At 63.4% G+C, this 13,288-nt stretch carries 16 protein-coding genes; 1 reads left to right on the forward strand and 15 read right to left on the reverse strand.

The features are described from left to right. Nucleotides 1-14: 14 nt before the first annotated feature. The 15 genes from A9D13_RS00735 to A9D13_RS00800 form a co-directional block, all read right to left on the reverse strand. On the reverse strand, nucleotides 15-305 hold the full coding sequence (locus tag A9D13_RS00735) for a hypothetical protein (RefSeq protein ID WP_156521845.1): 291 nt from the start codon (nucleotides 303-305) through the stop codon (nucleotides 15-17). 90 nt (nucleotides 306-395) lie between these two features. After that, nucleotides 396-530: a hypothetical protein gene (locus A9D13_RS21220; RefSeq protein ID WP_268235853.1), complete on the reverse strand. Its 135-nt coding sequence runs from the start codon at nucleotides 528-530 to the stop codon at nucleotides 396-398. A gap of 91 nt (nucleotides 531-621) precedes the next feature. Further along, nucleotides 622-1,062 carry a DUF488 domain-containing protein gene (locus A9D13_RS00740; protein ID WP_066768684.1) on the reverse strand — a complete coding sequence of 147 codons (441 nt, stop codon included), beginning with the start codon at nucleotides 1,060-1,062 and terminating at the stop codon, nucleotides 622-624. Between the two features lie 5 nt (nucleotides 1,063-1,067). After that, nucleotides 1,068-1,439 (reverse strand): tRNA-binding protein, encoded by a 372-nt coding sequence (locus A9D13_RS00745; protein ID WP_066768690.1) that lies wholly within the window; start codon nucleotides 1,437-1,439, stop codon nucleotides 1,068-1,070. Continuing rightward, nucleotides 1,440-3,482 (reverse strand): acetyl-CoA carboxylase biotin carboxylase subunit, encoded by a 2,043-nt coding sequence (locus tag A9D13_RS00750; RefSeq protein WP_066768692.1) that lies wholly within the window; start codon nucleotides 3,480-3,482, stop codon nucleotides 1,440-1,442. Nucleotides 3,483-3,502: 20 nt separating this feature from the next. Then, nucleotides 3,503-3,850, reverse strand: coding sequence for a lysozyme inhibitor LprI family protein (locus A9D13_RS00755; protein WP_066768696.1), 348 nt, complete (start codon nucleotides 3,848-3,850; stop codon nucleotides 3,503-3,505). Beyond that, complete coding sequence (locus A9D13_RS00760) at nucleotides 3,840-4,133, reverse strand: hypothetical protein (protein ID WP_156521846.1); 294 nt, start codon at nucleotides 4,131-4,133, stop codon at nucleotides 3,840-3,842. The genes A9D13_RS00755 and A9D13_RS00760 overlap by 11 nt, the downstream gene beginning before the upstream one ends. After that, nucleotides 4,130-5,146, reverse strand: a complete 1,017-nt coding sequence (bioB, locus tag A9D13_RS00765; RefSeq protein ID WP_066768707.1) for a biotin synthase BioB — start codon at nucleotides 5,144-5,146, stop codon at nucleotides 4,130-4,132. The genes A9D13_RS00760 and bioB overlap by 4 nt, the downstream gene beginning before the upstream one ends. Continuing rightward, a complete protein-coding gene (locus tag A9D13_RS00770) occupies nucleotides 5,143-5,955 on the reverse strand; it encodes a heme-dependent oxidative N-demethylase subunit alpha family protein (RefSeq protein WP_066768713.1) in 813 nt (270 codons plus the stop codon). The genes bioB and A9D13_RS00770 overlap by 4 nt, the downstream gene beginning before the upstream one ends. Further along, complete coding sequence (locus A9D13_RS00775) at nucleotides 5,952-6,194, reverse strand: hypothetical protein (RefSeq protein ID WP_066768720.1); 243 nt, start codon at nucleotides 6,192-6,194, stop codon at nucleotides 5,952-5,954. Before A9D13_RS00775 ends, A9D13_RS00770 begins: the two co-directional genes overlap by 4 nt. Beyond that, the gene (scpA, locus tag A9D13_RS00780) at nucleotides 6,191-8,341 is read right to left on the reverse strand and encodes a methylmalonyl-CoA mutase (protein WP_066768722.1); all 2,151 of its coding nucleotides are present in this window, start codon (nucleotides 8,339-8,341) and stop codon (nucleotides 6,191-6,193) included. The genes A9D13_RS00775 and scpA overlap by 4 nt, the downstream gene beginning before the upstream one ends. Nucleotides 8,342-8,362: 21 nt before the next feature. Beyond that, nucleotides 8,363-9,151 carry an enoyl-CoA hydratase-related protein gene (locus tag A9D13_RS00785; RefSeq protein ID WP_066768724.1) on the reverse strand — a complete coding sequence of 263 codons (789 nt, stop codon included), beginning with the start codon at nucleotides 9,149-9,151 and terminating at the stop codon, nucleotides 8,363-8,365. Next, nucleotides 9,151-9,588 (reverse strand): methylmalonyl-CoA epimerase, encoded by a 438-nt coding sequence (mce, locus tag A9D13_RS00790; protein ID WP_066768726.1) that lies wholly within the window; start codon nucleotides 9,586-9,588, stop codon nucleotides 9,151-9,153. Before mce ends, A9D13_RS00785 begins: the two co-directional genes overlap by 1 nt. A 4-nt stretch (nucleotides 9,589-9,592) precedes the next feature. Then, nucleotides 9,593-10,066: an OsmC family protein gene (locus tag A9D13_RS00795; protein ID WP_066768727.1), complete on the reverse strand. Its 474-nt coding sequence runs from the start codon at nucleotides 10,064-10,066 to the stop codon at nucleotides 9,593-9,595. A gap of 88 nt (nucleotides 10,067-10,154) precedes the next feature. Continuing rightward, complete coding sequence (locus A9D13_RS00800; protein ID WP_066768729.1) at nucleotides 10,155-11,687, reverse strand: acyl-CoA carboxylase subunit beta; 1,533 nt, start codon at nucleotides 11,685-11,687, stop codon at nucleotides 10,155-10,157. A 163-nt stretch (nucleotides 11,688-11,850) separates the two neighbouring features. Between A9D13_RS00800 and A9D13_RS00805 the strand changes: the two genes are divergently transcribed. After that, nucleotides 11,851-13,269, forward strand: coding sequence for a helix-turn-helix domain-containing protein (locus tag A9D13_RS00805; protein WP_066768733.1), 1,419 nt, complete (start codon nucleotides 11,851-11,853; stop codon nucleotides 13,267-13,269). The last annotated feature ends 19 nt before the right edge of the window (nucleotides 13,270-13,288 follow it).

The following is a 13,288-nucleotide window of genomic DNA, read 5'->3' on the forward strand; positions in this document are numbered from 1 at the left end:
TAGACAGCGACTGCTCAGGTCGCCCGAAGGACAAACTTCAGCTGTCTGTCCTGCATTTTGCCGATTTCATAGGACCAGCTGTTGTCGTCCATGAAATTGCACCTGCTTGTAGGCGTACACCCTCCACCGAGCCGCTTATTCAGCGCGTCGAAAAAGCGAGCCTTGCAGTCACCGGGCAGCGTTAGCCGAACGCCATAGGTGAAGTCCGTCTCGTAATCATGCTCGCCGATCCTGACATTCTCGACCGTGGCGCGATCGCAAAGCGGAATGCCAGTCTTACTTTCGAAGAACGCTGGTGTCTCCAAGCGCGCTTCCCTTTGGCAGCCCGCGAGCAACACAGATACCAAGCCCAGCGATAAGGCTAGACCTGCCCGCTTCATCATTCCACCCCCCGCTCAATCCACCGGACAGTCGATTTCCTTCTCGGTGCAGGCAACGGTGCCCGCGCCGGCAGCGCCTGCCAATAGGGCGATGCAGCCCGATGTGCTGGAACAGGCGACGAGGGCGAGGCAAATGGCGATCTTGCGCACGGGGCGGTTTCCTTTCGTGTCAGGCACGCTGTCACATTGGCCGCGCCAGCGTTGCGTTTCGGTAAAGATAGCAGGGGCCCGCACTGATCGCTCAGAGCCGGGGCGATAAATCCACAGCCTCGAAATCGTCGAGCATGGCGGCGCGTAGAAGCGAGCGGTGGCATTTCGCAGCATTCCCGCAAAAGCACAGCAGCGCCGTGGGTCGCTCAGCGGCCAGATCGCGCAATTCGGCAGCTGCCGCCAGCGCTTCGGGCAATTCCAACTGTCCCGCATAGATCTGCCGAAGCGCGGCGAGGTCGCCTTTTCGCGCCGCCTCGCGTCCCTCCTTCGGCGTGCCCAATGGCTTGAAGTGGCGATAGGCGATGCCCGCCTCTGCCGCCGCGCCCGCCAGCGCGGTTTTCGAAAAGCCGGGGCGGCGCGACAGGGGCAGCGCCCGCACATCGGCCAGCACCTCCACCCCCGCCTCTTTCAGCGCATCAATGACCGCAGGGACGCTCGCCCCTTCGTAACCGATGGTCCAGACGCGCTGCACGGGAATTAGAGCAGGCGCGCCCCATCGGGCACCTTGTGATCGGGTGAGAACAACGTGATCCGCCCCTCCGCATCGGCGAAGCCCAGGGTCAGCACCTCGGACTTCATCGGGCCGATCTGGCGCGGCGGGAAATTGACCACGCCCGCCAGCTGCCGACCGATCAGATCTTCGGGCGTATAAAGCGTCGCGATCTGCGCGCTCGTCTTGCGCACGCCAACCGCGGGGCCGAAGTCGATATGGAGGATCAGGCTCGGCTTGCGGGCCTTGGGGAACGGCTCTGCCTTCACCACCGTGCCGATGCGAATGTCGACCTTGAGGAAATCGTCAAAGGCGATTTCATCGGCAGGCGGTGTCTGGGCGTTTTGATCTACGTGCATTCATTCCATTTCGAGGATGATCGCGTCGACTGCAAGACTGTCCCCAGCCTTTGCGTTGACAGATTTCACCGTTCCGGACTTCTCCGCCCGCAGGATGTTCTCCATCTTCATCGCCTCGACCACGGCCAGCGGCTGGCCCAGTTCGACGGAATCGCCCTCTTCCACGTTCAATGACACCAGCAGGCCGGGCATCGGGCAGACGAGGAACTTCGACATATCGGGCGGGATCTTCTCGATCATGTGCTTGCTGAACTGCGCCACATGGGCGGGCAGCACGCGCAGGGAATGGCGTGCGCCGCGGGTGGTCAGGGCAAAACCGGCAGGCACCGGCTCGACCTTGACGGTCAGAGGATCGCCGCCCTCGCCTTCCTCGTCGCTGTCGAAGACCGCGTTCACCAGCCGCTCGCCAGGGGTGTATTCCATCGAGATATCGACACTCGCGCCGTTTACGCTGACACTGTCCTTCGACAGGCTGACTTCATAGGTTTCGTCGCCCTGCGTGACCACCCATTCGGACGGCGGCGCGAGGCGGGGACCAAGCTGCCCGTCGATGCGGCGGGCGCGGTCGGCGTGGGCGGTGGCGATGAAACCGGCGATGGCGGCAAGCTTCACCTTCAGCTCGTCACCGGTGGCCGCGCCTTCGAAGCCTTCGGGATATTCCTCGGCGATGAAGCCCGTCGTCAGCTCACCGCTGCGGAAGCGCGGGTGCTGCATGATGGCCGAGAGGAAGTCGATATTATGGCCCAGCCCCTCGATGTCGAAAGCATCGAGCGCCGCGATCTGCAAGTCGGCGGCTTCGTCACGGGTGGGTGCCCAGGTGACGAGCTTGGCGATCATGGGGTCGTAGAACATCGAGACTTCGCCGCCTTCATAGACGCCGTCGTCCACGCGGATGCCATCGACGCCGCGGCGGCCATTTTCCGCTCCGTCATCCGCCCAGCCATCGACCGGCGGGTCATAGCGGACAAGGCGGCCCGTCGAGGGCAGGAAGCCGCGATAGGGATCTTCGGCATAGACGCGGTTCTCGATGGCCCAGCCGTCGATCTTCACATCGTCCTGAGTGAACGAAAGTTCTTCGCCAGCGGCGACGCGGATCATCTGCTCGACAAGGTCGACACCGGTGATCGCCTCGGTCACGGGGTGCTCCACCTGCAGGCGGGTGTTCATTTCGAGGAAGTAGAAGCTCTCCCCCGTCTTGTCCGCGCCGGAAACGATCAGCTCGACCGTGCCCGCGCTGAAATAGCCGACCGCCTTCGACAGGGCGACGCATTGCTCGCCCATCGCCTTGCGCATGGCAGGCGTGACGAAGGGCGACGGCGCTTCTTCCACGACCTTCTGGTGGCGGCGCTGGATCGAGCATTCGCGTTCGTTGAGATACAGCACATTGCCGTGCTGATCGCCGAGGATCTGGATCTCGATATGGCGCGGGTCCTCGATGAACTTCTCGATGAAGACGCGGTCGTCGCCAAAGGAATTCAGGCCTTCGCGCTTGGTCGCCTCGAAGCCTTCGCGAACGTCCTTTTCGCTATAGGCGAGGCGCATGCCCTTGCCGCCGCCGCCTGCCGAAGCCTTCATCATCACCGGATAGCCGATGTCATTGCTGATCTCGACCGCGTGTTCGGTATCGCGGATTTCGCCCACGAAGCCGGGCACCACGTTCACGCCCGCCTCGCGCGCGATCTTCTTGGATTCGATCTTGTCGCCCATGGCGGCGATCGCCTTGGCGGGCGGGCCGATGAAGGCGATGTTCTCTGCGGCCAGCGCCTCGACGAAGCTGGCGCGTTCGGACAGGAAGCCATAACCCGGATGCACGGCCTCGGCCCCGGTCTGCTTAGCGGCGGCGATGATCTTGTCGGCGACCAGATAGCTTTCGGACGCCGTCGCGGGGCCGATATGCACGGCCTCATCCGCCATTTTCACGAAAGGCGCGCGGGCGTCGGCGTCGGAATAGACGGCCACGGTCTCGATCCCCATGGCACGGGCAGTCTTGATCACGCGGCAGGCGATTTCGCCGCGATTGGCAATCAGGATCTTCTTGAACACGTGTCGCTTCCTCTCTGGGGTCAGTTCGTTTCGGCCATCTCGCGCAATTGCGCGGTCCGCGTTTGGGTCAGCCGCGTCATGCAGCGGTTATGGATGAGCGGCAGGATCGAGCCGCCCGCATAGGGCGCGGCCACCGCCTTGCAGTGCGCATCGCGAAAGGCGATCCACGCGCGCTGCGCGGTGAGCAGGCTGTCATAGGTGCCGGACGCTTTCGCCTGTGCGCGGGCGTCGGCCCACGCGGCGTTCAGCGCGCCATCGGCGGCCTCGTACTCTTCCATGGAGCACTGGTTCATGTCGGCCTGCGTCATGGCATTGTCGCAGGGGCTGGCCGCTTGCGCGGCGGCCAGCAGCAGGAGACTAAGCATCATAGCCCATCTCCTTCAGTCGCGGCGCGGTCAGTTCGATGTCGGGCGCATTGTCGTGCACCCATTTGCGGAAGCAATCCTTCGCCGCAGCAGACGCGCCATAGGTGACAAACACCCACTGCGTGTCGTCGACCTTATCGATCCGCATCTGCGACGCGCCGCAATCATGCGCGGCAACGCGCATCTTGCCCAGATCATCCGCGCTGCCAACGGCATAATGCGCGGCATCGCCCACCTGACCGCAACCGGCCATCAGCATAGGCAGGAGGGCGATAGCAATTTTCACTCGGCAGCCTCCGCAGGGATCTTCGCGCAATGTTCGGCCGGCATGGGTTCAAGACCCAGGCGGTCGAACAGGGCATCGTCGCTGTCATCGCCCGCATTGGGTGCGGTCAGCAGCTTTTCGCCGCTGAAGATCGAATTCGCACCTGACAGGAAGCACAGGGCCTGCGTCGATGCGCTCATGCTCTCACGCCCTGCTGACAGGCGGACCATGGATTCGGGCATGGTGATGCGCGCCACCGCAACGGTGCGGACGAATTCGATCTCGTCGATCTGAGCCAGCGGCGTATCGGCCAGCATGTCGCCAAGCGGCGTGCCCTTCACCGGCACCAGCGCGTTGACCGGCACGCTTTCGGGGTGATCCTCCATCGTCGCCAGCACATGGATGAAGCCGACGCGATCGTCGCGCGTCTCGCCCATGCCGACAATGCCGCCGCAGCACACGTTGATACCGGCTGCGCGAACATGCTCCAGCGTCAGCAGACGATCGCCAAGGCTGCGCGTGCTGGCCACGCGTTCGTAATATTCAGGGCCGGTGTCGATGTTGTGGTTGTAATAATCGAGGCCTGCGTCAGCCAGCTGCGCGGCCTGTTCGCCGGTCAGCATGCCCGCGGTCATGCAGGTCTCCATGCCCATCGCCTTCACCTGCCGGACCATATCGGTCAGCATCGGCATCTCGCGCGCCTTGGGGTTGCGGAAGGCGGCACCCATGCAGAAACGCGTCGAGCCCATGTCCTTCGCCTGCGCGGCGGCCTGCAACACCTGCTGCACTTCCATCAGCTTGGTCGCTTTTACGCCTGCGTCATTATGCGCGGACTGGCTGCAATAGCCGCAGTCTTCGGGGCAGCCGCCGGTCTTGATCGAGAGCAGGGTCGAACGCTGCACCTCGTTCGGACGGTGGTGGGCGCGGTGCGTTTCAGCGGCGCGGAACACCAGCTCGGTGAAGGGCAGGTCGAACAGGGCGGCGATTTCCTCGCGCGTCCAGTCATGGCGGGTTTCGGAACGGGGGATGGTCATGCTGCTTTCCTCTTGCGCGCATCGGCATAGGCCTGAAGCGCTGCGGCATAATGCGGCGCGGCGCGTCGGTCACCCTCTCCATGCCCGAATCCGTCCAAAGTTTCAGCCACCCTTTGCACCGCCGCATCGCCAAGCGATCCCAGCGCAGTCACATGCACGCCGATGGTGAAGACGATGGCCTGCGTTTTCGGCAGGCGGCGCAGCGTTTCGCGTTCGCACCGGACGAACAGGGTTGTGCCCGCGTTTTCGGGCGTGACGTGAGAGAACCGCGTCGCCGGATCGTCGGTCGGCAGATAACGATACATGCCATTCGCCATGACGAATGCGTTGGTGCGCCCGAACACATGCGGCGCACGAAGCCCGGCAAGAAAGCGGTCGACCCCGGCAGAAAGTTGCTCGGCATAGCCGTCGATGGGTTCGTGTACCTTGACGATGGCGCGGCCCATTTTCTCGGAAAGGTGCCAGTCGGTCGGGAAGGCGACGGCAGCTCCGGTCAACCGGTATTCGCTGCCGGGCGCATCCTGCGTGAGGATGCAAAAATCCTCCCAATGCGCGCGGGCGGCCTGTTCGATCCCGCCCGAGACACCCAGCATTTCGCACAGCTCGGTTTCGGCAGCGCGCGCTTCGGGGAGGACATGCACCGCCTCCGGGTGCGCGTCGAACGCGGCATTGCGGCAGGCGAGATTGGGGTCTGGCGCCAGCCACTCACTCTCGGCCAGACGCACCAGCCCCATGCGCAGCGGGCCGGAGACCCGTGCATCAGGCAGCAGCGTTTCGACCGAGAATCCGAGGGCGGGCTTAGGGATCATTGCGCCCTCGCCAGCTTGAAAATCCGCTTTGCGAACCAGTTAAGGAAGACCCAGCAGATCACGCCGTAAAGCACCGCCGGAAGCGTTCCAAACAGCCAGTGCTGCGCCATGGTCGGCTCAGCGCCATAAGCCATGGCACGGACGCCGAACACCATGTCCCGGAGCGTGAACACTGTCATCCAGAACAGCGTCGAACAGACAGCAAATCCGATAACTGAAAGGCGAACGATACGCTTCACTCAGCCGCCTCGTCCATATCCGCTGGCGGCATGTTGTGGCCCAACAGGCGCAGCACATCCGCCGCCGCCTCGACCACATTGGTGCCGGGGCCATAGATGCCCTGCACACCTGCATTGCGCAGGAATTCATAGTCGGTCGACGGGATAACGCCGCCAGCGGTCACCTTGATGTCGCTGCGGCCATTGTCCTTCAGCAGGCGGATCAGTTCGGGGATCAGCGTCTTGTGCCCCGCCGCAAGGCTCGATGCGCCGATCAGATCGACATCCCGGTCCAATGCCATCTCCAGCGTTTCCTGCGGGGTCTGGAACAGCGGGCCGGTGGTGACGTCGAAACCCATGTCGCCAAAGGCGCTGGCGATCACATTCGCGCCGCGGTCATGGCCGTCCTGCCCCATCTTCGCGATCATCACGCGGGGCTTGCGGCCCATGCGGCGTTCGACCGCCGCCACGCCATCGACCACCGCCTGATAGCGATTGTCATCGGCATAGGCCGCGCCATACACGCCCTTTACGGGCTTGGGCATGGTGTCGTAGCGGCCAAAGGCCGCCTCCATGGCATCCGAAATCTCGCCAAGGCTCGCGCGTTCGCGGGCCGCGTCCACCGCAAGGGCCAGCAGGTTGCCATCGCCCTTCGCCCCTTCGCGCAGCGCGGTCAGCGCAGCCTGGCACTTCGCCTCGTCGCGCGTGCTGCGCATCTTCTCCAGCCGCCTGATCTGCGCCTCGCGCACGGCGGTGTTGTCGATGTCGAGCGTTTCGATCGGCTCTTCCTGCGGAAGCCGGAACTTGTTGACGCCAACGATGACGTCCTCGCCCTTATCGACGCGTGCCTGGCGGCCTGCTGCCGCCTCTTCGATCATGCCCTTGGGCCAGCCGGCTGCCACGGCTTTCGCCATGCCGCCTTCGGCCTCGACCTTCTCGATGATGGCCCATGCCTCGTCGACAAGGCTCTTGGTCAGCGCCTCGACGTAATAGGAACCGCCCAGCGGATCGACCACATTGGTCATCCCCGTTTCTTCCTGCAGCACGATCTGCGTGTTGCGGGCGATGCGGGCGCTGAAATCGGTGGGCAGCGCGATGGCTTCATCCAGCGCATTGGTGTGGAGCGACTGCGTGCCGCCCAGCATCGCGGCCATTGCCTCGACCGTAGTGCGGATGACGTTGTTATATGGGTCCTGCTCTGTCAGAGACACGCCGCTGGTCTGGCAGTGGGTGCGCAGCATTTTGGAACGTTCGGATTGCGCGCCCAGTTGCGTCATCGCGCGGTGCCACAAAGTGCGGGCAGCGCGCAGTTTCGCCACTTCCATGAAGAAGTTCATGCCGATGGCGAAGAAGAACGAGAGGCGCCCTGCGAACTTGTCGATGTCGAGGCCGCTGGCCACGCCATATTTCACATATTCCATGCCATCGGCGATGGTGAAGGCCAACTCCTGCACCTGCGTCGCGCCGGCTTCCTGCATGTGATAGCCGGAGATCGAGATCGAGTTGAACTTCGGCATGTGGTCCGCCGTATAGGCGAAGATGTCCGAAATGATCCGCATGCTGGGTTCGGGCGGATAGATATAGGTGTTGCGGACCATGAACTCCTTCAGAATGTCGTTCTGAATGGTCCCGGTCAGCTGGTCGGGGCTAACCCCCTGCTCTTCCGCCGCGATGATATAGAACGCAAGGCACGGGATCACCGCGCCGTTCATCGTCATCGACACGCTCATCTGGTCGAGCGGGATCTGGTCGAAGAGGATCTTCATGTCCTCGACACTGTCGATGGCAACGCCCGCCTTGCCGACATCGCCGACGACGCGCGGATGGTCGGAGTCATAGCCGCGATGGGTCGCAAGGTCGAAAGCGACCGACAGACCCTTTTGCCCGGCGGCGAGATTGCGGCGATAGAAAGCGTTCGATTCCTCCGCGGTCGAGAAACCGGCATACTGGCGGATCGTCCACGGACGGCCTGCATACATCGATGCCTTCACCCCGCGCGTGAACGGGGCGAAACCGGGCAGGCCCGGGTCCCAGTCAGTGATATCCGCCTCGGTATAAAGCGGCTTCACGTCGATGCCTTCGGGCGTGTGCCAGGTCAGGTCGCGACCTTTGACTTCCTTGTCGGCGGTCGCCTGCCAATCGCTCAGCGTGGGTTTCTGGTCGCTCATGTCGGTCCTCTCGCGCGCTTTTCAGCGCCCCTTGAAATTCGGTCGGCGCTTCTGGCCGAATGCGGTCAACGCCTCGCGGAAATCTTCCGTGCGGCCAAGGATGCGCTGGTTGTCGCGCTCGCGGTCCAGCACCTCGTCGAAATCCATGTCGAGCGCTTCATTGACCTGCTTGCGGATCATGCCGATGGCGCGGGCCGGGCCCTTGGCCAAACGATGCGCGATGGCCTGCGCCTCTTCCAGCACCTTGTCATCTTCCGCCACGCGGGTGACGAGACCGATGCGCACGGCCTCCTCCGCGCTCATCTGTTCGCCCAGCAGCGCCAGTTCCATGGCGCGGGTGCGGCCCACGGCGCGGGCGGCCAGCCATGTCGCCCCGGCATCGGGCACCAGCCCGATATTGACGAAAGCAAGCAGCGCAAAACCCGATTTCGCCATGATCGAGACATCGCCCGCCAACGCGATCGAAAGCCCCGCGCCCACTGCCGGGCCATTGATGGCGGTGATCACCGGTATCGGCAGGTCCATCAGCTTGCGCGTGAAGGGATTGTAATGCGCGTCGATCAGCTCACCCAGATCCTGCGGCAGGCCGAAATAGCCTTCGCCATCGGACCGTATATCGGCGCCCGAGCAGAAGAAGCGCCCCTCGCCCGACAGCACCAGCGCGCGAACGCCGGCGGCCAGCCCTTCGTCGATGGCGGCGGTCAGCTGCTCGAACACGGCAGGGGTCAGCGCGTTCAGCCGGTCGGGCCGCGCGATGGATACGGTGAGGACTGCGCCGTCCCGTTCGGATGTGACGAATTTACTAGCCATCAATGCGCCCCTTTCGGGGTTTCCATGATCTCGGTCAGCATGCCCATCATGTCCTTGGGATGGACGAAGAAGATCGGCGTGCCATGCGCACCGATGCGTGTGGGGCCAAGGATGCGCTTGCCCACCCCTTCGAAATATTCGCGCGCCTCGGCAATGTCAGGCACTTCGAAACAGACATGGTGCTGCCCGCCCAGCGGGTTCTTCGCAAGGAAGCCGGTCACCGGGCTGGCTTCGGACAGGGGGGACAGCAGTTCGACCTGCGTCCCCTCGGTCCCGTTTTCGCCGGGGGTATGGACGAAGCACACTTTCACGCCCTGTTCGGGCATGTCGAAAGGCTCGGTGACGACGCTCGCGCCCATCACCTCCTTATAATGCGTGATCGCGGCATCGATGTCGGGCACCGCATAGCCGAGGTGGTTCATCCTACCCAGTTTCATGGCCTCAACTCTCCAATATCGGCTCAATCGTCATCGCGCTTTTCAGGCTGTTGGCGATGATGCAGCTCTTGTGCGCCTTGTGATGGATGGCTTCCAATTCCTCCATCGTCGGCCTTTTCTCACCCGTGAATACGGCATTGGGGCGCATGACCACGGTCGAAACCCACGGATCGCCCGCCTCGTTCTTCTCGACGTGGCCTTGCGGATTGTCCTCGTAGCTCTGGATCGAGAACCCTGCTTTCGCGGCATAGGCGAGGAAATATAGCATGTGGCAGCTCGCCGCCGAAGCGAGCAGCGCCTCTTCCGGGTCGACCGCGCTTTCGTCGATCAACGCGGCGGGCAGGTAACCGGGCGCGGCGCTGCCGGGAACGGAAAGACCGCCGTCAAAGCTCCACGTGTGGGCGCGGCTGTATTTGTTGGTCGGAAAGACCTCCCCTTCCGAAATGTCCCAGCGAACCTTGGCGGTGTAGTCACCCATGGCGATATTCCCTTGTTACATGTTTCAGATGGGAAAGTGGTGGGACCCGGCCACCACCTGCCTCAATGACATGCATCAATTCGCGCGCTTACAGCGGGATGTTGTCGTGCTTCTTCCAGGGGTTCTCCAGCTCCTTGTTCCTGAGTTTCCTCAGGCCCAGCGCGATGCGGCGGCGGGTGGAGTGGGGCATGATGACCTCGTCGATGAAGCCCTTGGACGCGGCGACGAAGGGATTGGCGAAGCGGTCTTCGTATTCCTTGGTCTTGGCCGCGATCTTTTCGGGATCGTCACGGTCCTGTCGGAAGATAATCTCCACCGCGCCCTTTGCGCCCATCACCGCGATTTCGGCGGTCGGCCATGCGTAGTTGAGATCGCCGCGCAGATGCTTGGACGCCATGACGTCATAGGCGCCGCCATAGGCCTTGCGGGTGATGACGGTGATCTTGGGCACGGTCGCCTCACCATAGGCGAAAAGCAGCTTTGCGCCGTGCTTGATGATGCCGTTGTGTTCCTGGTCGGTGCCGGGAAGGAAGCCCGGCACGTCGACGAAAGTGATGATCGGAATACCGAACGCATCGCAGAAGCGCACGAAACGCGCGGCCTTCTTTGATGAATTGATGTCGAGCACGCCTGCCAGCACCATCGGCTGGTTCGCGACGATGCCGACAGTGCGGCCTTCGACGCGGCCGAAACCGCAGATGATGTTCGCGGCATGCCTGGGCTGGACCTCGAAGAAATCGCCCTCGTCGACGGTCTTCCGGATGACCTCATGCATGTCATAGGGCTGGTTCGCCGATGCCGGGATGATGGTGTCGAGGCTGTCCTCCAGACGGTCCCACGGATCGCTGGTCGGACGTTCGGGCACCTCGTCGCGGTTGGAACCCGGCAGGAAGTCGATGAAGTCGCGCGCCTGCAGCAGGGCGGTGATGTCGTTTTCGCACGCAAGGTCGGCAACGCTGGTCTTGGTCGTATGCGTCGATGCGCCGCCCAGCTCTTCCTGCGTCACGACCTCGTTTGTCACGGTCTTCACCACTTCGGGGCCGGTGACGAACATGTAGGAGCTGTCTTCGACCATGAAGATAAAGTCGGTCATCGCAGGCGAATAAACCGCACCGCCCGCGCACGGCCCCATGATCAGCGACAGCTGCGGGATCACGCCCGAGGCGAGAATGTTCTTCTGGAACACATCGGCATAGCCGCCCAGCGACGCCACGCCTTCCTGAATGCGCGCGCCGCCCGAATCGTTGAGACCGATGATCGGCGCACCCATCTTCATGGCCGCGTCCATCACCTTGCAGATCTTCTGCGCATGGCGTTCGGAGAGCGAGCCGCCGAAGACGGTGAAATCCTGACTGAACACGTAAACGAGGCGACCGTTGATGGTCCCCGATCCGGTGACGACGCCATCGCCGGGGATGTGGCTCTCGTCCATGCCGAAATCGACGCAGTTATGTTCGACATACATGTCGATTTCTTCGAACGACCCCGCATCGAGCAACACGTCGAGCCGCTCACGTGCGGTGAGCTTGCCCTTCGAATGCTGGGCATCGATGCGCTTTTGACCGCCACCGAGGCGAGCGGCTTCGCGGCGACGTTCGAGTTCTGCGATATTGGCTGACATTATGGACGAGAGCCCCTCTCCAGCTGAAAAACCTTAAGGGCCACCTTTGTCGGGTAGCCTCTCGACCTCGCTATTGCGGCACCTCTGCGCCAAGTCCAATGCGAATTTGCAAAATATTGTTCGCCGGTTTTGCAAAACCGCTCAAACGCGCTAAGTCCTTGCCATGACACGCCCCCAACGGATCTTTGCCGGCAAGACCTTGCGCGCCCTGCGCGATGGGCAATCGCTGAAACAGGCTGAGATGGCCGAGACGTTGGGCATCTCGGTCTCCTATCTCTCACAGCTTGAGAGTGACGATCGCCCGCTGACCCCGCGCCTGATCGCCGCGCTGTCGCGCCGCTATGACCTCAAGCTGGACGAGGCTGGCGCTGAAGGGTCGTGGGACAGCATCGACCTGCGCGCCGAGGCGCTGCGCCGCGCCGCGTCCGATCCGCTGTTCCCCCATGCCATCGACGAGGCCACCGCCACTCGCGCCGTGCGCCAGCAGCCGCATCTGGCCGAACGCTTCGTGGCGCTGCACGGCGCCTATCGCCATGCGGGCGAACGGCTGCAAATGCTGGACGAGGCGCTGGAAGCAGGCGAAGGTGCCTCCCCCAACCGCCTGCCGTGGGAGGAGGTGCGCGACTGGTTCCACGAGCAGGGCAATTACATCGACATCCTCGACCGCAGGGCCGAAACCGTTGCCGCGGGCATCGCCCCCGACCTCGCCTCTCCGTCAGAAGCCGCGCTTTTGACCCTGGCCGCGACTTTGGGCGTGACGGTCGCCAATGGCGGCGCGGGCATGCGCGAATATGACGATGCGACCGCCACGCTGACCATCGACGCATCGCAGCCCGCCGAAACGCGCCGGTTCCAGCTGGCGTGGCAATTGGCGGGAATCGCATTGGCCGGAGAGATCGCGCAGGTCACCGCCAGTTCCGGCCTTGCCAGTCAGGCCGCGCGCGACCTGCTGCGCATCGGGCTTGGCAATTACGCGGCAGGCTCCCTGCTGATGCCTTATGAAGCGTTCCGCCTAGCCGCGCTTTCCGAACGGCATGACATCGACCGATTGTGCCAGCGCTTCTCCGTCAGTTTCGAGCAGGCCTGCCACCGTCTTTCGACGCTCCAGCGCGAAGGGGCGCGGGGCATTCCGTTTTTCTTCTGCCGGGTCGACATGGCGGGGAACATTACAAAACGCCATTCCGCGACCGCGCTGCAATTCGCCCGCTTTGGCGGCGCGTGCCCGCTGTGGATCGTGCACGAGGCGGTGGCGATCCCCGACCGCATACTGACCCAGCTTGCCGAAACGCCCGACGGCGTGCGCTATATCTCCATGGCCAAGGGGCTGGTGAAGCCATCGGGCAGCTACACCCGCCCCCCGCGCCGTTATGCCGTGGCGCTGGGGTGCGAGGCGCAATATGCGGGCGATTTCATCTATGCCGATGGCCTTGACGTAGGGGCAAAGGGCGCTGCCACCCCCATCGGCATATCCTGCCGCCTGTGCCCGCGCGAAAACTGCGACCAGCGCGCCTTTCCGCCCGGCGACCGGACTATCGTGGTCGACCCGGCGCAGCGCGGGGTGGTACCGTACAGGATTGGGTGATGGGGCCGGGTTTGGTGTG

This window comes from Croceicoccus mobilis (assembly GCF_001661965.1).
GTDB lineage: Bacteria > Pseudomonadota > Alphaproteobacteria > Sphingomonadales > Sphingomonadaceae > Croceicoccus > Croceicoccus mobilis.

What these genes read in the sequence shown, in the direction of transcription:
- A9D13_RS00745 (WP_066768690.1), bottom strand. Translation starts at nt 1,439, where the DNA reads ATGCACGTAGATCAAAACGCCCAGACACCGCCTGCCGATGAAATCGCC.
- A9D13_RS00805 (WP_066768733.1), top strand. Translation starts at nt 11,851, where the DNA reads ATGACACGCCCCCAACGGATCTTTGCCGGCAAGACCTTGCGCGCCCTG.
- bioB (WP_066768707.1), bottom strand. Translation starts at nt 5,146, where the DNA reads ATGACCATCCCCCGTTCCGAAACCCGCCATGACTGGACGCGCGAGGAA.
- A9D13_RS00755 (WP_066768696.1), bottom strand. Translation starts at nt 3,850, where the DNA reads ATGATGCTTAGTCTCCTGCTGCTGGCCGCCGCGCAAGCGGCCAGCCCC.
- A9D13_RS00785 (WP_066768724.1), bottom strand. Translation starts at nt 9,151, where the DNA reads ATGGCTAGTAAATTCGTCACATCCGAACGGGACGGCGCAGTCCTCACC.
- scpA (WP_066768722.1), bottom strand. Translation starts at nt 8,341, where the DNA reads ATGAGCGACCAGAAACCCACGCTGAGCGATTGGCAGGCGACCGCCGAC.
- A9D13_RS00770 (WP_066768713.1), bottom strand. Translation starts at nt 5,955, where the DNA reads ATGATCCCTAAGCCCGCCCTCGGATTCTCGGTCGAAACGCTGCTGCCT.
- mce (WP_066768726.1), bottom strand. Translation starts at nt 9,588, where the DNA reads ATGAAACTGGGTAGGATGAACCACCTCGGCTATGCGGTGCCCGACATC.
- A9D13_RS00795 (WP_066768727.1), bottom strand. Translation starts at nt 10,066, where the DNA reads ATGGGTGACTACACCGCCAAGGTTCGCTGGGACATTTCGGAAGGGGAG.
- A9D13_RS00800 (WP_066768729.1), bottom strand. Translation starts at nt 11,687, where the DNA reads ATGTCAGCCAATATCGCAGAACTCGAACGTCGCCGCGAAGCCGCTCGC.